This is a genomic window from Pontibacter vulgaris (assembly GCF_022758145.1).
GTDB classification, from domain to species: Bacteria; Bacteroidota; Bacteroidia; order Cytophagales; family Hymenobacteraceae; genus Pontibacter; species Pontibacter vulgaris.
In genome coordinates, this window is sequence record NZ_JAJVDH010000001.1 from 113,454 (window position 1) to 133,865 (window position 20,412).

The window sequence follows — 20,412 nt, forward strand, 5'->3', positions numbered from 1 at the left end:
CTGTCCTTTACCAAAGGGCTGCCACCCTGAGCTTCAGCGCCCCGTACTTTATACTTCGGCTTTCATGATAAAAGTATAAACAGAAGAAATTATGCTGAAGATAGGATATCATGCCTCGCATGAGCAGTTTAAACCAAGCGCTCTATTAAAGTATGTGCAGCAGGCCGAACAGGCAGGTTTTAATGCCTCACTTTCATCAGACCATTTTTTCCCATGGAGCCCGGACCAGGGCGAAAGCGGCTTTGCCTGGTCGTGGCTTGGGGCCGCCATGCAAGCCACTTCACTAACTTTTGGTATTGTAAATGCTCCCGGTCAGCGTTATCATCCGGCTATTATTGCGCAAGCAGCTGCTACCCTCGCTGAGATGTTTCCGGAGCGCTTCTGGATTGCTGCAGGAAGCGGGCAATACATAAACGAACATATTACCGGAGAGCACTGGCCGGTAAAACATATCCGTAACGAGCGCCTGAAAGAGTGTGTAGATATAATGCGTGCGCTGTGGCAGGGCGAAACTGTAACACACCATGGCCATGTGGTAGTAGAAGATGCTAAATTATATACCCGTGCCGAAACGCCACCGCAGATTATCGGCGCTGCCGTTACCCCCGAAACAGCTGAATGGGTTGGCAGTTGGGCCGATGGCCTGATCACTACTTCGCGCCCGCCTGAGGAACTTAAGAAAATGGTTGAAGCTTTTCGCAGAGGTGGAGGCGAGGGCAAACCCATGTACCTGAAAGTGCAGCTTTCTTACGCCACCACCGACAACGACGCCCTGAATGGAGCTTACGAACAATGGCGCACCAATATTTTTGCCAGCAGCGTACTTACCGAGCTTCGTACTGCCAAACAACTACAACTTGCTACCGAAGATATCCCGAAAGAAGTTATGCGGAAGCACGTGCGTATCTCTCATGAGCCTGAGCAACACCTGGAATGGCTGCAACAGGATCTGGAGCTGGGATTTTCACAGCTTATACTGCACAACGTAAACCTGCAACAGGAGCGCTTTATAAATGTGTTCGGCGAAAAGGTAGTACCAGCATTATTAAAACAATAACCAACTGGTGCAAAACAGCTTATACAACACAGTAAGTATAAACAATAGCCTTTTTTATTCGTTTCAGATGTAGTAAGCTTTACTTCTGTAAGTATGAAATGGGCATTAAACCTGGGGCGGATTGCAGGCATCAAAATTCTGGTGCACTGGACATTCCTTTTCCTGATCGGGTGGATTGTTTTTACTGAGATGGGCCGCGGCAGCGACATGGCTACCACGTTGCTTTCTGTGGGTTTTATACTTACTATTTTCCTGTGTGTGGTGCTGCATGAGCTGGGGCACGCATTAACGGCTCAAAAATATGGCATCAACACTAAATCTATAACACTGCTTCCTATTGGTGGCGTTGCCAGCCTGGAGCGTATGCCCGAAAGCCCGAAACAGGAACTGCTGATAGCTGTAGCCGGCCCTGCTGTAAACGTAGTGATCGCTTTTATTCTATGGTTGGTGCTGCCGCCACTTACCAGCCTACCCAATGAGGAGTTTTTTGCACGCATAACGCCTGCCAATTTCTTCTACATGCTCTTTTTCGTAAACCTGATGCTGGTAATTTTCAATGCCATACCTGCCTTTCCGATGGATGGCGGCCGGGTGCTGCGGGCTTTGCTTGCCTTTAAACTGGGCCGTGTGCGGGCCACCCAGATAGCAGCAAACCTGGGCCAGATGCTGGCTGTCTTTTTTATTTTTATCGGTTTCTTCTCTAATCCTTTTCTTATACTGATAGGCATATTCGTGTTTTTCGGGGCTTTTACAGAGAATATGATGGTACAGCACCTGGATTTTTTGCGCGGCCACAGCGTGCGTGAAGGCATGATGACCAGCTTTGTAAAACTAGCCCCCACTGAAACAGTGCGCAATGCCCTAGACAAACTGTTATCTACATCAGAGCACGATTTTATTATAGAAGACGGTGGGCAGGTAGTTGGCACCCTCTCACGCATGCAACTGATACAAGCCGTTAAAAACGAACAGATCCATGTTCCTGTAGCCGAAATTATGTCGCATGAATTCAGGAGCTTTAATGCCAAGGACAAACTTTCTGAAGCATATACTGAAATTCAGAAATCGCCCGGCGCATTTTACCCCGTACTCGAGAACGGTAGATTAGCCGGTGTTATCAATTCCGATAATATCAATGAGTTTATACTTGTAAAATCGGCGCTGATACATTAAAAAGCAGCCCCGTATTCTAGTATAAACTTACCCCCACAAATAAAGCTTTTACCATACCAAGCACCTCGCACACCAACATTTTATTTTAAATACGAAAAAAATCGTAGATAAAATTTCTTTTTACGAAACTCTTCGTATATCTTAGTAGTGCAACTTCTTTCTACCTATAATCATCTTTTAAACTATGAGTACAGAACACCCACAAAAGCCCACCGAATCCGAACTGGAAATTCTGCAGGTTCTGTGGCAAAACGGTCCTTCAACGGTTAGGTTTGTGCACGAAGAGCTTAGCAAAACCAAAGAGGCAGGCTATACCACTACGCTTAAGATCATGCAGATTATGGCTGAAAAAGGCATGGTAGAACCTGATAAAAGCAGCCGCTCGCATGTATACCGCCCATTGCTTACCGAAGAGGCTACCCAACGCAAACTCCTCGACCGGTTCCTGGATACTACTTTCCGGGGATCTGCCATGAAACTGGTAATGCAGGCATTGGGCAACCACCAGACTTCACCCGAAGAACTAGATGAAATCAGAAACTTATTAGATAAACTGGAAGGAGGTAAAAAATGAACTTCAGCCTGAATTTTTTAACCAAAGAGTTGACGCATGCCCTGGGATGGGCGCTGCTGCACTCGCTGTGGCAAGGTGCCCTGGCAGCCATTATTGTGGCCCTGTTGCTGATTGTGCTAAACCGCCATTCGGCAAAAGTAAGGTACATGGTGTCGCTGCTTGGCATGGCTACTGTGCTGGTTTTGTTTATAGTTACCTTCATACATTATTATACTTCCGTGCCTGGCCCGGCTAATGCCTCATCGCCTCAGGAGCTAAGTATGATACAGCTGCAGAGTATAAGTGCTTCGCCGGCTGGTGATGCCACGGCCTGGGAACAGGCCCTGGCATCAGGCAAGTTATACTTTGCACAACACCTGCCTTTGCTGGTTAGCCTGTGGCTGATGGGCTTGCTGGTTATGGTGCTACGCTTTTTAGGAAGTATGGCTTATGTGCAGCGGCTCCGCAACTATAAAACGCAGACACTGGGCATGCACTGGCAGGAAACACTGGCAACACTGCAGCAACGTATGGGCGTTAGCCGTGCGGTAAAACTGGCCGAGTCTGCCTTGGTACAGGTGCCGGTGGCCATTGGCTACCTGAAACCAGTAATTCTGCTGCCTGTAGGGGCGGTTACAGGCCTGAGCCAGCGACAACTGGAAGCTATACTTGCCCACGAGCTTGCCCACATAAAACGCCACGACTACTTCCTTAACCTGTTGCAGCAACTAGCCGAAACGATCTTTTTCTTTCATCCGGCGGTGTGGTGGATGAGCAACATGGCCCGCGCCGAGCGTGAGCATTGCTGCGATGACCTGGCTGTAACAGCCTGCGGCGATACTGTTACCTATGCGCGCGCACTAGCCCAGCTAGAGGAACTGCGCATGCCGGCTGGCCCTATGTACGCACTGGCACTTACAGGCAAAAAAGGTTCGCTGCTGGGCCGTATTAAGCGCTTGGTAAATGCCCCCGATCTGCGGCCATCTTTTCAGGAGGGTTTTGTAGCAGCGTTGGTAGTAGTGGTTGGATGCATGTTATTATCTTATGGTGCCTGGGCCGGCCTGAAAGAGAAGCAACCGGAAGAGCTTGCACTTGTACATAATCTGCAGAAAGAAATCATACTTAAAGCGCCGGAAAAGGCAAGTATAGCTGTCACAGAGTTTACCTCTCCCGAAGCCGAGGCTTTACTGGCATCTACGTTAACCATACAGGATACAACCGGCAAAACATCCGACCTGATCATCATCAAAAACAAGAAAGGTGAGATTTCTGAGCTGTATGTAAATGGCCGCCGCATTCCTAAAAAGGATATTCCTGAATTTCAGAAACTGATTGACCAACGCCTGGAACAAACCCGCCGTGCGCCCCGCATGAGTGCTAAAGAGCGCAGAGAAACACTTGACGCAACCCGTAGAGCCCTGAGCGAAGTACAACGCAACCGAAGGAATTATAACTATAATTTCAACTTCTCCCACCTCGATAGCATGGACTTCGATGTAGCAATACCTCCTGTACCGCCAGTTCCACCAATGCCACCTATGCCAATGGTTCCTCCGCCACCGGCCCCTCCTGCGCCGCCAACACCCTATATTTTTGGTGAAGACAGCAAAGCAGCACAGAAAGAGCGTGCTAAAGAGCAGGAGCGATACAAAAAAGAAATGAAGCGCTATGAGCAGGAAATGGAAAAGTATGGAGAAGAGCTGAAAAAAATGAACCTTGAAGTACGCACTGAACGCAGAATACAAAGAGACAACTCTGGCAGACCTGCACCCGATATGCGCCGCCGCGAAGAGGAAATACGCATACAACGGGAGAACATGCGCCTGCACGAGCAAAGCATGAAGCGACACGCAGAAGGTATGAAGCGCCATGAAGAGGGCATGAAAAAGCATGACGAGCAGATAACCTTACTTGAGAACGTGCAAAAGGAAATGATAAAAGATGGCCTGGTAAAAGAAAAAGCCAAAGAGGTTGATGTTAAACTTGATAAGACAGGCCTGTTTATAAATGGCAAAAAGCAATCGCAGCAACTGTATGAAAAGTACCGGGGCATGATGAAAAACAAAGAAGGCAAAACCCTTGACTTTACTATTAAAAAAGATAGTCAGAATCAACAGATTATGATTAACGATTAAGATAACTCCACCATCCAAGCTCCGGCAATGTCGCCTGCCTGTTATTTAAACTATAACGGGCAGGCGACTTGTTTATTTACGGCCTTGCTAAACCTGCAACAAGTACAAAACTATATATCCCTGTGGTTGTTCTTTTCCGTAAGTATAGTGGCATTGCTGTACCTTTGTATAATCCGTGCTATATTTGGTATTGTTGTAAAACCTCACTTCATCTATGACCAATTTTTATATGCCGTCTATTAGCGCTTTAACCCGGAAAGCCGGAGCTTGCCTGGTGTTTTTAGCGCTATTGTTCTCTTCTGTTGCCTATGCCTCGCAGGGACTTCACATGGTGCCGCTACCACTCTCTGAACGCGTGCGCGAAGCCGATTATATTGTGGAAGGTGAGGTTATAGCCAAACAATCTTTTTGGGATGCGGGCCACAACAATATTTATACTTCCAACACCATAAAAATATACAAGGTATTTAAAGGCACTGTGCAGGAGCATCAACTGGAACTAATAACCGAAGGCGGTAACATTGGTCTGAAAAAGCATGTCTTCTCCTCGGCACTGGAGCTGTACCGTGGCCAGCAGGGTATCTTCTTCCTGAACACAGAGAAAGAGATCCGCACATCGCCGGGCAACCGTGGCCTTAGCACACGCGCCTATGGCAGCCAGCAGGGCTTTGTAAAGTATAACCTTGAAAGTGGCGCATCGGCAACAGGTGTTTTCGAAGATTACAAGACAGTGCAGGAAGTATACAAAGCCGTAACTGAAAAAACCGGCCGCAACTACCGCACCCTGCAACAAAACGAGCGCCTGCGTAAAGCTTTGGACCTGCGCCAGACTCAGACTCAAAACCAGACACAAGGCACTTTACTTGCACCTATCATCAGCAGTATTTCGCCTTTAACTACCAGTTCGGGTACCGGAGCTGTACTTACTATTAACGGTTCTAATTTTGGCAACACACGCGGCACTGGCTTTGTTGAGTTCCGCAACGCCGATGATGGCGGTAAAACATTTATCCAGCCACTTAATAAGGATTACATTTCCTGGACAAACACCCAGATAAAAGTACGCATACCGTCACGTAGCCCATCTGGCGGAGCGGCTGGTTCCGGCGAAGTGCGCGTTACAGCTGCCGACGGCACCTCTATAGCAAGCGCCCAGAAAGTAACCATAGAATTTGCTTACTCCAATGTTATACTTGATGGCAACACTACCCGCGCTTTTGAACCCTTGTTATTGGATATAGATAAGGCCGGAGGCTATACCATCCGGTTTGCTCCCAGCATGCAAAGCCGCGCAGCAGCCCAGGAAGGTTTTAAAAGAGCTATGAATAACTGGATCTGCGCTACTAACGTGAACTGGAAAATTGGCGCACCTGTAACCACCGAAAAAGTATCCGAAGATAATCAATCCGTAATCCGTTTTGCCCCGGGCTCCGAAACCGGTGCGGGCGTGCTGGCACGTACCATCAGCCGCTGGGAAGGCTACCGCTGCGATAACGACACCTTGTTCTGGGTAAGCGAGTTTGATATGGAAATAAATAACAACATTACCTGGCAGTATGGCCCCGGCGACGCTACCGGCAATCAGTTCGATTTTGAAACTGTAATGCTGCACGAGCTTGGCCATGCCCACCAGTTAGGCCACGTTATACTTCCGAGAGCTATTATGCATTATGCTGTTGAGTCTGCTATGCTTATCCGGGATTTGAATACAGCAGATATTACAGGTGCCAGGCTGGTGATGTCTAATAGCGTAAAGCCAAATATTTGCGAGCGCGACCCTATGGTACCGCTGCAGGGCGACTGTAAGCTGGCAGAAGAAGTACGTACCTTTGAGGCTAGTTTCAGTGGCACAAACAATGCCGTTGTAAACGTAAAATGGACCACCAATAACCAGCAGGCCGTAGACTTTTATGTGGTGCAACGCAGCGCAAACGGAGTAGATTGGGAGGATATAGCCACAGTTGATGCAGGAAGTTCTCAAAGCTATACTTACACAGATAATAACCCACTGCCCCGTGTAAGCTATTACCGCCTGAGAGTAGTATACCTTACCGGAGAGCCATTATTCTCACCGAGAGTACGGTTAATAAATCCATCTGATATAAAGAAGTTTGTTGCATTCCCTAACCCGATTTCACCAGCTACCGAAAGTATACAGCTGGAGTATATTGTGCAGGCTTCTACTAAAATGGAAATTAAGCTTTACGATTATACCGGCAAGCTGGTAAAAAGCTTCGAAGTTACTTTTAGCGATGTGAACGTACCCGTTGAGCTAAACGTAAGCGATCTGTCAGCGGGCATGTACATCATGAAATGGCAGGAAGGCATTAACAGCGGCGAGTTTAAAATAGTGAAGCTATAGCCTTAATTCTAAAGTATAAAAACAGAAAGAGCAACCGGTTTGGTTGCTCTTTCTGTTTTTATACTTTATCAGTCCTAATCAATTTTAATTCGCTTTTTAGGGCGGTCAGTTTCTTTTGTTTTTGGTACATTCAGGCTCAGAACGCCATTTTCATAATGCGCTTTTATGTCTTCTGGCTTCACTGTTTCCGGCAGGCTGAATGAGCGGCTGAAAGAGCTGTAATTATACTCCCGGCGCTTAAAATTTTCCTTTTCTTCGGTTTTGTCTTCTTCTTTCTGGCAGCTAATGGTTAGTGTGCGCTCATCCATATCTATGTCGAAATCTTCTTTCTTCATACCTGGCGCAGCCACCTCTATCAGGTATTCCTTATCATTTTCACGGATATTAACGGCAGGAACATTCGACTCCATCTGCTTGCGCCATTGCATTGGCATCAAGAACATGTCTTTGTCGAAAAAGCGGTCTACATCTGAAAAAAAATCTGTAAAAATAGAATGGGCTGGCGAAGTAGCACCTCCATTTCTTCTCATCACATTTGCCATGATTTAACTCCTCTTTTTAGTTTAACAAGCACTTTAAATTCCAATCATAGAACTATACCAATTAATTCTATACTTTTTTTACGCCATTAAATTCAGAGGGTTATAGCTTTAAAAATGATTTTGATCAGTTCTAATAGCCTTAAAATAACAAAAGACAAGCACTTTACGGCTTCTATGCCGCGTTGCTTGTCTTTTGCAGGCTTATAAAGGAAGTTTTGCCAACCGGTTTTTATTCCGGCTTACAAACAACCTTGCCAGGTTTGTGCACTAATTAAGTTTGATAGCTTGGAAAGGCGCTTATAATATGTTTACAAAAGAGCTTCCAAAATGCCTGCTTTTCAAGGTATTTTTACAGCCAAAAGTAACACGCATAATTTTATACTTTATCACACCAAAAACGTCAAAAAGCCTCTCTGCGCCTATTTTTAAATTAAAATATACTTAAAAAAAGCGCTGCTCGTAACATAGCTAGATTTTAATATTACTTAAATTATTTAGCTTATATGTCCGCAACCGCTGCATACATAAACCATAGTTTTATTATTAAGATAACCCTATATTTGATCTGAAAAGCACGAAAATGGCTTACCATTTACGCAGGCAAAACACCTGCGCAAGTATACCAGCAAAAGCAGGATCTGAAGTATAGGCTAAGGCTGTTTATTTTCAGGAGGCGCACCCTGGTTGTAAGTATGTTAATGGCTTAATTTATACTTGTTCGATTACTTTTTCTTTTATGCAAACCACTACCTGGGACAAACTGATATCAAAAAAACGCTTTGAAACTACTGATAAGAAGTATAACACTGACGAATCTGTAAGAGGCGAGTTTCAGCGCGACTACGACCGCATTGTGTTTTCATCGGCTTTCAGGAGGTTGCAGAACAAAACCCAGGTAATGCCTATGCCCGAAAGCGATTTTGTGCACACACGCCTTACACATAGCTTGGAGGCATCAGTAGTGGGCCGCTCGCTTGGCCGCATAGTTGGCAAAAGTATACTGGAGCGCTACCCGCAACTGGCCCTTGAGAAAAACATACAGGAAGCTGATTTTGGTGATGTAGTTGCCGCTGCCTGCCTGGCCCACGACATTGGTAACCCGCCTTTTGGGCACTCCGGCGAAGACGCCATCTCGGCATACTTTCAGAGCGAAGAAGCGCAGCCATTTTTAATAAATTTAACCCAAGCCCAGCGCACCGACCTTTATAGTTTCGAGGGCAATGCAGCCGGCTTCCGGATACTAACTTATACTTACCCGGCGCATTGCAACCTGCCCGGCGGCCTTAGCCTTACTTATACTACACTGGCTACCTTTACCAAATACCCGAAGGAGTCATTGCCAATCATTCCTAAGACAAAAAACACGAGCGAAAAGAAGTATGGCTTTTTTCAGACCGAGCGCCTGTGGTTCCGGAACATTGCCAATGAACTGGGCTTGTTAAAGAAAGGAGCCTCTGACGAAGTATTCTATCATCGCCACCCACTTGCTTTCCTGGTCGAAGCCGCCGACGATATCTGTTACCGCATCATTGACTTTGAAGATGGCCTGCGACTTGGCCTGGTGCCACAGGAAAAAGGGCTGGACCTGCTCCGCCAGATCCTGAACGATAACCCGAACCGCATTTCCAGCCTTACTTTTTATGATTGGAAAGAGGAAATAGGATACCTGCGCGCACGCATTATCGGCAAACTGATAGACGAAACTGCTCAGATATTTCTGCAGCACGAAGAAGCCATACTTGCCGGTACATTCGATACGCCGCTAATTAACCTGCTTGGCTGCAAACCTACACTGGATGAGATTAAAGATCTTTCTATCAGATTGATTTACCAGAACCGACCGGTGCTGGAAATTGAAGCGGCCGGTTTTGAAGTGCTTGGCGGATTGCTGGATGCCTGCATGAAAGCTGTTTTTAAACCCGAATCGAAGCACCACCGCAAGCTGGCTGCCCTGGTTCCGCCGCATTACATTACGTTACCGGAAACTGCTACAGACTACGAGCGCATCATCCACATCACAGATTTTGTAGCCAGCCTCACCGACCAGGCCGCCTTAAGTTTATACCGCAAGATCAAAGGTATAGAGCTTCCAAAGATGTATTGATTTAAACGCCTGCAAATTGCCTTTTCGATGCCAGGAGAAATCTGATCATGGAGTATCTGCTTCAAATCACTCTCCCTGTAGTCGGGATGACAGGCATTTCTGCAGGCCAAAGCCGCCTTCCCTCAGTTAGAACTGGCTCAGAAATCACCAAATCAACTAGAAGTAGCAGCACGCATTTCATCTACAAAATTCCTGCTCTCATCCTTGTTTGTCCTGTGTTAGTATATTAGCGTTATACTTAACGACGCTACAATTGGCACAACACACCTGTTTGAGCTAAATTTATACTTCTTACAACAAGCTAAATCTGATAGTGGCACCAGCGGCCGCTTAACTTTTAAATTATACTTTACATGAAACGCAAGTTGATGATCTGCATGCTGTGGTGTGCTTCCGGCCTTGCCGCGTTTGCCCAGACCAAAAGCAACAAGATTGAATTCACGGAATATACCCTCGACAACGGGCTGCACGTGATTTTGCACCAGGATAAGTCTACACCCAATGTGGCAGTATCGGTGCTTTACCATGTAGGTTCTAAAAACGAGCAGGAAGGCCGCACAGGTTTTGCACACTTTTTTGAGCACCTAATGTTTGAAGGCACAGAAAACATCGATCGTGGTAAGTATATGTCGATTGTGCAGAACGCTGGTGGCGCACTTAATGCCAACACTTCATTCGACCGCACTTATTACTACGAGTTATTACCATCAAACCAACTCAACCTGGGCCTGTGGATGGAGGCAGAACGCATGCGCCACGCCAAAATAGACGAAGTTGGTGTGGAAACACAGCGCAAAGTAGTACAGGAAGAAAAGCGCGAACGCATCGACAACCAGCCTTATGGCACAATCGGCGAGAACGTGTTTTCTTTAGCATACACGAAGCACCCTTATAAAAACATGCCGATTGGTTCTTTTAAAGACCTGAACAGTGCTAAGATTGAGGAGTTCCGTGATTTCTATAAAACCTTCTATGTGCCTAACAACGCCACGCTTTCCATTGCCGGCGACATTAACATAGATGAGACCAAAAAGCTGATAGAACAGTATTTCGCCAGCATCCCGAAGGGCACCAAGGCAGTACCTAGACCAAATGTAACAGAGCCAAAACAGACCGAGGAGCGCCGCAAAACTGTTTATGACAACATACAGTTACCGGCCGTTATCCAGGCTTACCACATACCGGCGCAAGGCACCGAAGATTACTATGCGCTATCTATGCTGACTACACTGCTTTCCGGCGGCGAAAGTGCCCGATTGCCAAAAGCACTGGTAGATAAGCAGCAAAAAGCCGTTGCCGCACAATCTATACCTTTCCCTACCGAAGACCCGGGCCTGTTCCTGACCTTAGCCATTGCCAATATGGGCGTAGATGTAAACGACCTGGAGAAAGCCATGAACACCGAGATTGACCGTGTTAAAACAGAAGACCTGAGCGATAACGAGTTCCAGAAGCTGCGCAACCAGGTAGAAAGCCAGTTTATCCAGGACAACCGCACAGTAGCCAGCCGCGCCGAGAGCCTTGCCAACTACCATGTATACTATGGCGATGCCAACCTGATCAATACCGAGCTGGAGCGCTATATGAAAGTTACGAAAGCCGACATTAAGCGTGTAGCAAACCAGTACCTGGCAAAAGAGAACCGCGTAGTGCTGCACTACCTGCCAAAATCTGCCCAGCCTAAACAATAACAAGACATTCTACAGAAATGATGAAGAAAATATATAGTACCGCCTTATTGCTGCTGGCACTAACTTACGTGGCACCGGCACAAACAAAACAATCTCCACCGCCGCCAGGGCCGGCTCCTAAAATAGAATTGGGCAAGTATGAGCACTTCACACTTAAAAATGGCCTGAAAGTATACGTAGTTGAAAACCATAAACTACCGGTGGTAAACATGTCGCTGGTACTGGACCGCGACCCGATTCTGGAAGGAGATAAAGCCGGATACGTGCAGGCTGCAGGCCAGTTAATGCGCACCGGCACCAAGAACCGAACTAAAGACCAACTGGATGAGCAGGTAGACTTTATCGGAGCTTCGCTATCGTTCAGCGCAACAGGCTTTGATGCATCTGCCCTTAAAAAACACCTGCCAACGCTGCTAAATCTAACTGCCGACGCTTTGCTTAACCCGAAATTCAGCCAGGAAGAACTGGACAAGGCAAAAAAGCAAATGCTGGCCAGCCTTGCACAGCAGAAAGATAACCCGGAAGCTATAGCCAGCAAAACCCGCAGTATGCTGTTGTATGGCAAAAACCACCCGTACGGCGAGCTTATGACAGAAAAATCGGTTGAAAGCATTACACTGCAGGATGTTCAGAACTACTACAATTCTTACTACAAACCAAATATTGGCTACCTGGCTGTTGTGGGTGATGTAACGCCAAAAGAAATGAAGAAACTGCTGAAGAAATCATTCGGCAGCTGGAAGAAAGGCGAAGTAAAAGAGATGAAGTATGACCTGCCAAAGCAGCCTGCACAAACACAGGTAGTAATGGTAGACCGCCCAAGCTCGGTGCAAAGCGTGCTTTCTTTTACAAACCCAGCCGACCTGAAACCAGGTGCTGAAGATGCTGTTCCGGCCCAACTGATGAATATTATACTTGGTGGTGGCATGGATGCACGTTTGTTTAAAAACCTGCGCGAGAAACATGGTTATACTTACGGAGCTTACTCTTCTGTAACTACCGATGAAATTCTGGGTCGATTTAACGCTTATGCCAACGTGCGCAACGCCGTTACTGACAGTGCTACCATACAGTTTCTGACCGAACTGAATAACATTCGGAATGAGAAAGTAACCGATGCCGAGCTTAACAATGCCAAAGCGTATATGACGGGTAACTTTGCCCGTGGCCTGGAGAATCCGGCTACTGTAGCTTACTACGCCATTAATACAGCCCGTTATGGTTTGCCGAAAGATTACTATGCAAACTACCTGAAGAAAGTAGAAGCTGTAAAGGCAGAGGATGTGCAGCGTGTAGCGCAGAAATATGTGAACCCGGATAAGATGTATATAGTTGCAGTGGGCAATGCCAGCGAGGTAGCCGATAAACTGCAGCGCTTCGACCAGGACGACAAAGCAATTACTTACTACACCCCAACCGGCGAAAAAGCGGAGCGCAAAGCAGCTGCCATACCAGCAGGTGTAACTACTGAAACTGTACTGGCTAACTACATTAAAGCAGTCGGAGGAAAGGCCAATATTGATAAGTTGAAAGATGTTACCATCACCAGCAATGCAACTATGCAAGGCATGACACTTGTGTTCCAGCAGCAGCAAAAAGGCAACGATAAATTAGCCATGCAGGTGCTTATGAATAACAGCCCGATGCAGCGTGTCATCATTAACGGCGACAGAGGTAAAATGGAAGCCCCAATGCAGGGTGTTAACCAGGAGATCCCGAAAGACCAGCTGGCAACCCAGAAACTGGAAGCCAGCCTGTTCCCGGTTTTGCAATACGAAAAGCTTGGCATCAAAACCAACCTGACAGGTATGGAAAAAGTGGATGGCAAGGATGCTTACACTGTAGAAGTTACATTACCTAACGGCCAGAAAGCGACTCACTACTTCGATAAAGAAAGTGGTTTACGTTTAAAAGAGATCAATAACCTGCAGGGCCCTCAAGGTGTAATTACACAAACTAAAAACTACAGCAACTATAAAGAGGTAAACGGTGTGAAGTTTCCTTATATAGTTGAAACCACCGTTGGTGCGCAAGTAATTAAAGCTGAGGTTCAGACTATTGAAGTTAACAAAGGCCTGAAAGACGAGTTGTTTAAGTTGTAAGTATAACTCATTTATAATTTGTAAAAGCGGCTAGCCTTAATTGGTCAGCCGCTTTTTTGTTGTTTACAAGTATATTTTATGTTATAGTTTCATACTTGAAGTTCTTACTTAATTGAACCGAGCCATCCTTTTATAGTTACCTGTTATCCTGGGAGCTTTACTTGCCTACTAGTTTTATAGTTGCTTTGGCTCGCTCCAAGCCCGCGAGGGCTCGTCCTCGGGCATCACGCTGTGTTCCCTCCTGCCTCCGCTGCGCTGCGGCTGCCCTAAACGGGCACCGGATCTCACAAGGCGCTCAACCCAAGGACTGGAAAGGATACTGTTTAGCTGGCGGCTTTGCAACTGGAATCAAGCGTCCTCTTTAGGGGATTATAGGGGATACTTATAATTGAACTACAAAGCAATAGCTTTACCAAGTGCACCAAAGACGATTCGATGTTTGAGCGTTCAGCGAGTGGGGGTAGGGGCCCTCGATAAACGAATTGTCTTGATTCTTTTGCTTACAGGGGTGCAGGGCCCCCTTTTAGACTTTCTCATCAAGGAGAAAAGTGAGGCCCAGCCGGCGAGGCGAAAAGCTAGTTCAAAGCAACACAATAAATGTTTGAGAAACAGTTAGCAAAACATTGTTAAGCTCCCCGCCTTAGCCAAGGAGGGGTTGGGAGTGGTTGGACAAAGTCACTTTCAAAACACCATCTACTATTAAAACAACTCACCCTGCACATGCTGCACAAACTTCTTGGGAGGCTGAAGATCCAGGCAGCATACTTTATTCAGTTGCTCTATTAAATAGGTAGCCAGTTCGGGTGAAGTTACATTATCGGGTTCATGCACAAAGAAGTATAACTTCTGCAAACCAGCATCAAACCATTCCTTCAGGCGTTCTACCCAGGCATTAATGCGGCTATAGTCTGTAGGGTGCAGGCCGTTGCCTACAAAACGCACCATGGCAGTCGGGGTAGTCAGGCGCATGTGCAGCACATCTCTTCTGCCGGCCACATCTGTTAGCACAGTACCGGCTCTATATTTCTCCAACACATCAAAAAGCTCCATACTTGCCACATTATCTACAAACCAATCGGGGTGGCGAAGCTCTACTGCCAGTGGTACGCTTTCAGGTACAAACTTTACAAACGTCTCCAGATCGGGAAGCTGGCGTGGGGCAAAGTATGGTGGCAACTGTAAAAAAGCATCTCCTAAGTTTTCTTCCAGGCCGGCTATAGTTTCACAAAAAGTTGCAGTCAGGTCAAGAGCTTTACTTAACTGGGTTTCGTGGCTGATGAGTTGCGGAAACTTGGGGCAAAAAGTAAAATTCTGTGGCACAGTTTGGCGCCAGCGATCAATGGTATCAGGACTTGGAATATGATAATGCGTGCTGTTCAGCTCTATGGTATTGAACTGTTTGCTGTACCAAAGCAGAGAATCTTTCTCGCGCATGGTTGCCGGATAATAGGTACCTACCCAAGGCTTGTTCACCCATACCGGCAGGCCTATATATACTTTTGGCTTTAAAGCTGCGTTTAGTTTGTGGCGCTCCAGCAGGGGGCGGGTATCCGGATGGTCGGGCGGGAGGGTAAAATCAACCCGGCTAATGTCAGAAAGCTTTCCGAAGTCCATAGTTTTTCAGGCTTTGTTAAAAGTATACGCGAAGTTTTTTAATCAGTAAAAACGATACGCGCTACTGGCACTTATTTATAACAGCATAAGTAGGTTTTGGAAGTTAACGCAGCAGCTCCAAAATAACTTAATTGGCTGGTTTATATACTTTTCCGGAAAAATTTTAATTAGATTTTCCCTATATGGCTTTTATATATAAAAATAGCTATACTAGCTAAAAAAGCCATTTTTTGCATTAGATGCGTTATAGCAATTTTATACTTTACGGCGTATCCCTCCCAATCCATGAGCCAATATCGCCGTAAAAGGGCTCATTTTAAATATTTTTTCTTAACTTTGCTGCTTCACCAACTATTAACTGATATGAACATTAATAGAAAGTGCTTCTTTTTATCGTTTTTATTCATCCTGTTTATCGGCTTCGGCCAACCGGTTTTAGCTCAGAACACTGACAAAACACAAACCGGAACTGCCTCCTGGTACGGCACTAAATACCACGGCAGGAAAACCAGTAGCGGCGAGCGCTACAACAAAAATGAAATGACAGCGGCTCACAACGGCCTCCCTTTCGGTACCAAAGTTAAGGTAACCAACCTGACCAACAACAAATCTGTTATTGTTCGCATTAACGACAGGGGCCCTTTTAAGGGAGAGCGCATTATTGATGTTTCGGAAGCGGCAGCACGCCAACTCAGTTTCCGGGGCGCTGGCCTGAGCCGTGTTAAAGTAGAAGTTCTTGGTAACTCTGAAACGCAGCTGGTTGCCTCCAACACCAAATCTGAACCTGATTTCTATACTATCCAGAAAGGTTCTTACACAGATTATGAGTATGCCTCTAAATTAAGGCAACAGCTAAAGTCGTTTGACAAAAGTGTACCTGTTAAACTGACTGAAGAAAGTATAAACGGTAAAAAAATACACCGTATTAAAGTAGGGCACTTCGAAAACAAGCAAGAGGCTGAAGCCTTTAATGAATTGCTTGAAGAAGAAGGTTTAGCCGGCGAAGTAAAAGAAGCTTAAAACGAGATTACCCAATAGTGCTATACAGAAGCGCAAGGTCCAAAAGCCTTGCGCTTCTGCTTTTATAAGCCTGCTGTTTGCAGAAACTATATTTATGTTCATCTATAAATAAAGTCGTTTTGCCTGTTTATCGGGTGCCTGCAGTTTGAAAAGAAAAAGGAAATGACTATACTTAGTTACCTAAACCGAACTTTTTCAAACTAAACTAACCCTGTTAATACCTTGAAACGACGAAATTTTCTTGAACTGACGGCGCTGGGCTTTGGCGGACTGATGATGCCAAGCATACCTGTGTTCGGCGATATTATTTCGCCGGAGCGCTTGCTGGAGACCGTTGACCCGGCTCTGAAAAAGCGCCTGGCCGATGTAGCCCTGAACTCCGCAAAATCTAAAGGTGCTTCTTATGCCGATGTGCGCATAGGCCGTTACCTGCAGCAGTATGTTTTTACCCGCGAAAAACAGGTGCAGAACATTGTGAACGCGGAGTCTTATGGCGTAGGTGTGCGTGTACTAGCTAACGGAACCTGGGGCTTTGCCGCTACTTCTGATGTATCGGATAAAGGCATTGCAAAAGCGGCTGAGCAGGCTGTAGCCATTGCCAAAGCCAATGCAAAACTGCAGAAAGAACCGGTACAACTGGCTCCTGTAAAAGGCTACGGCGAAGTAAGCTGGAAAACACCTATCGAGAAAAACGCTTTTGAAGTACCGGTTGGCGAGAAAGCTGATCTGTTACTGGCTGCCAATGCCAAAGCAATGGAGAACGGCGCTAATTTCGTAAACTCGGCCTTGTTCCAGGTAAACGAGCAAAAATATTTTGCTTCTACAGACGGTTCTTACATTGATCAGGATATCCACCGCATCTGGCCAAACTTTACCGTTACTGCTGTTGATAAAGCTTCTGGTAAATTCCGTACGCGTGAGGCGCTGAGCGCGCCAATGGGCATGGGCTATGAGTACATGATCCCGAAAGCATCTGAAAAAATAAAAGGCCCAGAAGGCACTGGCTTAACCGGCTACCGTTATGCGTACGACATGCTGGAAGATGCCGCCCTGGCAGCCAAGCAGGCCCGCGCAAAACTAACTGCTAAATCAGTAGCGGCCGGCAAGTATGATCTTATACTTGACCCGAACCACCTGGGCTTAACCATACACGAATCGGTGGGCCACCCACTGGAGCTAGACCGCGTGCTGGGCTACGAAGCCAACTACGCTGGTACATCTTTCGCCACCTTAGAAAAATGGAAGGCCAAAAACTTCAAGTATGGCTCTGATAAGGTAAACATCTTTGCTGATAAAACGCAGAAAGGCTCCCTTGGCCTGGTAGGCTGGGATGATGAAGGTGTGAAAACAAAGCAATGGGACCTGCTCAAAAACGGTGTGCTGGTAAATTACCAGGCCATCCGCGACCAGGCACACATCATCGGCGAGAAAGAATCGCATGGTTGCGCTTACGCTGATAACTGGAGCTCGGTGCAGTTCCAGCGCATGCCAAACGTATCGCTGGCGCCAGGTAAAACCAAAAAGAACGTTGATCAGCTGATCGCTGGTGTAGACAAAGGCATTTACATTGCAGGGCGTGGTTCTTATTCTATCGACCAGCAGCGTTATAACTTCCAGTTTGGTGGCACCGTGTTTTACGAGATCAAAGGAGGTAAAATTGTAGGCCAGTTAGAAGACGTAGCTTACCAGAGCAACACCCAGGAATTCTGGAACTCCTGCGCCGACATGTGCGACGAAAGTGATTACCGTTTATTCGGCTCGTTCTTCGATGGAAAAGGCCAGCCAAGCCAGGTAAGTGCGGTATCACACGGCTCTGCCCACACCCGTTTCAACGGCGTAAACGTGATCAACACAGCCAGAAAAATCTAAGTCTTTCACCTTTAATTGAGCATTAAGTAAAATGGCAATATTAAGTAAAGAAGAAGCTCAGGCAATACTGAAAAAGGCTTTGAGTTTTTCGAAGGCTGATGAGTGTGAGGTAACACTTAGCGGCAACATTGGCGGCAACATCCGCTATGCCCGAAATGAAGTATCCACGAGCGGCGCCGAAGAGAACGTGTCGATGTCGGTGGAGTCGCGTTTTGGCAAGCGCTCTGGTGTGGCAACTATAAACGAGTTCGATGATAAGTCGCTTGAGAAAGTGATACGTCGATCTGAAGAGATTGCACGCATTGCCCCGGAAAGCCCGGAGTATGTAGAGATGCTTGGCCCTCAGAAGTACATTACCACAAAAGAGCTTTTCGACTCAACAGCCAAAATAGACCCGGCTTACCGTGCCGAGGCGGCTGCTAAAAGTATAAATGCTGCGGCTGCCAAAGGCTTAACGGCTGCCGGCTTCCTGGAGCACTATACCAACTTCGTAGCAAAGCTGAACTCTAAAGGCCTGTTCGCTTATCATCCGTCGTCAGTAATAGATTTCTCGGTTACCATGCGTACCGAAGATGGTACTGGCTCCGGTTATGTTACACAGGATTTCTCTGATGCCAGCAAACTGGATACAGGCAAAGCCTCGCAGATTGCTGCCGACAAAGCTGTAAACTCGCGTAATGCCAAAGCACTGGAGCCCGGCAAGTATACCGTTATCCTGGAGCCTGCCGCTTCAATAGACCTGCTGCAGAACATGTTCTTTAACATGGACCAGCGCAACGCAGAAGAAGGCCGCAGCTTCCTGAGCAAAGCCGGTGGCAAAACCAAAGTAGGCGAAAAACTGGTAGATGAGCGCATTACCGTGTATTCTGACCCAACAAACGCCGAAGTTCCATCTGCTCCGTTTTCTGGTGATGGCCGTCCGCAGGAGAAAGTTACCTGGATAGACAAAGGTGTGGTGAAGAACCTGTACAACTCGCGTTTCTGGGCTGGCAAAACAAACAGCAAATCGATACCTGCTCCGGGCAACGTAATCATGGAAGGCGGCACGCAGTCGCTGGAAGATATGATCAAGAGCACCAAACGTGGTATATTGGTTACGCGCTTATGGTACATCCGTGCTGTAGACCCTCAGACACTGCTTTACACCGGCCTTACCCGCGACGGTACTTTTTACATCGAAAACGGTAAGATCATGTACCCGGTAAAGAACTTCCGTTTCAACGAAAGCCCGGTTATCATGCTCAACAACCTGGAAGCTCTTGGTAAACCACAGCGCATCAGCGGCAGCTTAATTCCGCCAATGAAGATCCGTGACTTTACCTTCACTAGCTTGTCTGACGCGGTATAATAACTGTTGCTTATACTTCTAATTTTCCTGTCATCTCGACGATAGGAGAGATCTGGTTCAGATATTAAATTCAGATCTCTCCTGCTGTCGAGATGACAATTAGTTTAAAACTAAATATTCCAAAGTGCCTCCTTTTACCTTCGTACGCTTACAGTACCGCTCCGGCAACTGGGATACCGACCCGCGTATGCCAAGCAACCTGCTGCATTCATTAATTGAGTACACTACAGTGAAGGTAGCCGAACAGGAGAAAGTAGTGGCGCTGGAAAATGCAGAGATCTTCAACTACCCCTTCTGTTACATGAGCGGCCACAGGCTGGTGCAGTTTAACCAAAAGGAGCGCAAGAACTTTGAGACCTATGTGCGTAACGGTGGCTTCGTGTTTGTAGACGACTGCAACCACGACATTGACGGACTTTTTGCAAGGTCTTTTGAAGAGCAGATGAAGCAAATTTTCGGGCAGAGCGCGCTAAAGAAGATCCCGAACAACCACAAGCTGTATAAGTCTTTTTTCACATTTGATGAAGGACCGCCAACTACAAGTTTCGAGCTAAACGGCTGGGGCGACGACCTGGTGCACGACTACCTGAAAGCGATTGAAATAAACGGCAGAATTGGCGTACTATACAGCAACAAAGACTACGGCTGCGAGTGGGACTACGACTTCCGAAATAAACGCTGGCTGGCAGAAGACAACACTAAGTTCGGCGTCAACATAATCATGTACGCGCTAAGCAGTTAATGAATAATTTTAAATGAGAGCTCTTAATGCTACAAAGTATCGGCTTCAGCCTTGTGCATAAATGACGATTTTTTGTTTGAGCGGTCAGCGAGTTCAAAAT

14 protein-coding genes are annotated in these 20,412 nt (G+C 46.6%); 12 read left to right on the forward strand and 2 right to left on the reverse strand.

Annotation, left to right across the window (positions count from 1 at the left end):
* Positions 1 to 91 precede the first annotated feature (91 nt).
* The 5 genes from LWP20_RS00525 (at position 92) to LWP20_RS00545 (ending at position 7,280) form a co-directional block, all read left to right on the forward strand.
* On the forward strand, positions 92 to 1,057 hold the full coding sequence (locus tag LWP20_RS00525; RefSeq protein ID WP_242926153.1) for a TIGR03885 family FMN-dependent LLM class oxidoreductase: 966 nt from the start codon (positions 92 to 94) through the stop codon (positions 1,055 to 1,057).
* Between the two features lie 93 nt (positions 1,058 to 1,150).
* Positions 1,151 to 2,230, forward strand: a complete 1,080-nt coding sequence (locus LWP20_RS00530; protein ID WP_242926154.1) for a site-2 protease family protein — start codon at positions 1,151 to 1,153, stop codon at positions 2,228 to 2,230.
* A 184-nt stretch (positions 2,231 to 2,414) separates the two neighbouring features.
* Entirely contained in the window at positions 2,415 to 2,804 is a 390-nt protein-coding gene (locus tag LWP20_RS00535; RefSeq protein ID WP_242926155.1) for a BlaI/MecI/CopY family transcriptional regulator, read from the forward strand.
* Entirely contained in the window at positions 2,801 to 4,918 is a 2,118-nt protein-coding gene (locus LWP20_RS00540) for a M56 family metallopeptidase (protein WP_242926156.1), read from the forward strand. The genes LWP20_RS00535 and LWP20_RS00540 overlap by 4 nt, the downstream gene beginning before the upstream one ends.
* A gap of 214 nt (positions 4,919 to 5,132) precedes the next feature.
* Entirely contained in the window at positions 5,133 to 7,280 is a 2,148-nt protein-coding gene (locus tag LWP20_RS00545; protein WP_242926157.1) for an IPT/TIG domain-containing protein, read from the forward strand.
* 74 nt (positions 7,281 to 7,354) lie between these two features.
* Here LWP20_RS00545 and LWP20_RS00550 read toward each other — a convergent pair whose 3' ends face one another.
* The gene (locus tag LWP20_RS00550) at positions 7,355 to 7,822 is read right to left on the reverse strand and encodes an Hsp20/alpha crystallin family protein (protein ID WP_242926158.1); all 468 of its coding nucleotides are present in this window, start codon (positions 7,820 to 7,822) and stop codon (positions 7,355 to 7,357) included.
* Positions 7,823 to 8,558: 736 nt separating this feature from the next.
* Between LWP20_RS00550 and dgt the strand changes: the two genes are divergently transcribed.
* From dgt to LWP20_RS00565, 3 genes are all read left to right on the forward strand, one after another.
* The gene (gene dgt, locus LWP20_RS00555; protein ID WP_242926159.1) at positions 8,559 to 9,926 is read left to right on the forward strand and encodes a dGTP triphosphohydrolase; all 1,368 of its coding nucleotides are present in this window, start codon (positions 8,559 to 8,561) and stop codon (positions 9,924 to 9,926) included.
* A gap of 353 nt (positions 9,927 to 10,279) precedes the next feature.
* Positions 10,280 to 11,617 (forward strand): M16 family metallopeptidase, encoded by a 1,338-nt coding sequence (locus LWP20_RS00560; protein WP_242926160.1) that lies wholly within the window; start codon positions 10,280 to 10,282, stop codon positions 11,615 to 11,617.
* 17 nt (positions 11,618 to 11,634) lie between these two features.
* Complete coding sequence (locus LWP20_RS00565; protein ID WP_242926161.1) at positions 11,635 to 13,719, forward strand: insulinase family protein; 2,085 nt, start codon at positions 11,635 to 11,637, stop codon at positions 13,717 to 13,719.
* A 699-nt stretch (positions 13,720 to 14,418) separates the two neighbouring features.
* Here LWP20_RS00565 and LWP20_RS00570 read toward each other — a convergent pair.
* Positions 14,419 to 15,333, reverse strand: a complete 915-nt coding sequence (locus tag LWP20_RS00570; protein WP_242926162.1) for a DUF72 domain-containing protein — start codon at positions 15,331 to 15,333, stop codon at positions 14,419 to 14,421.
* Positions 15,334 to 15,696: 363 nt separating this feature from the next.
* Here LWP20_RS00570 and LWP20_RS00575 point away from each other — a divergent pair, with 363 nt between their 5' ends.
* From LWP20_RS00575 to LWP20_RS00590, 4 genes are all read left to right on the forward strand, one after another.
* Entirely contained in the window at positions 15,697 to 16,353 is a 657-nt protein-coding gene (locus LWP20_RS00575; RefSeq protein ID WP_302467592.1) for a septal ring lytic transglycosylase RlpA family protein, read from the forward strand.
* 222 nt (positions 16,354 to 16,575) lie between these two features.
* On the forward strand, positions 16,576 to 18,222 hold the full coding sequence (locus tag LWP20_RS00580; protein WP_242926163.1) for a TldD/PmbA family protein: 1,647 nt from the start codon (positions 16,576 to 16,578) through the stop codon (positions 18,220 to 18,222).
* Positions 18,223 to 18,253: 31 nt separating this feature from the next.
* Positions 18,254 to 19,570, forward strand: coding sequence for a TldD/PmbA family protein (locus LWP20_RS00585; protein ID WP_242926164.1), 1,317 nt, complete (start codon positions 18,254 to 18,256; stop codon positions 19,568 to 19,570).
* Positions 19,571 to 19,694: 124 nt separating this feature from the next.
* Entirely contained in the window at positions 19,695 to 20,312 is a 618-nt protein-coding gene (locus LWP20_RS00590) for a DUF4159 domain-containing protein (RefSeq protein WP_242926165.1), read from the forward strand.
* Positions 20,313 to 20,412: the final 100 nt, after the last annotated feature.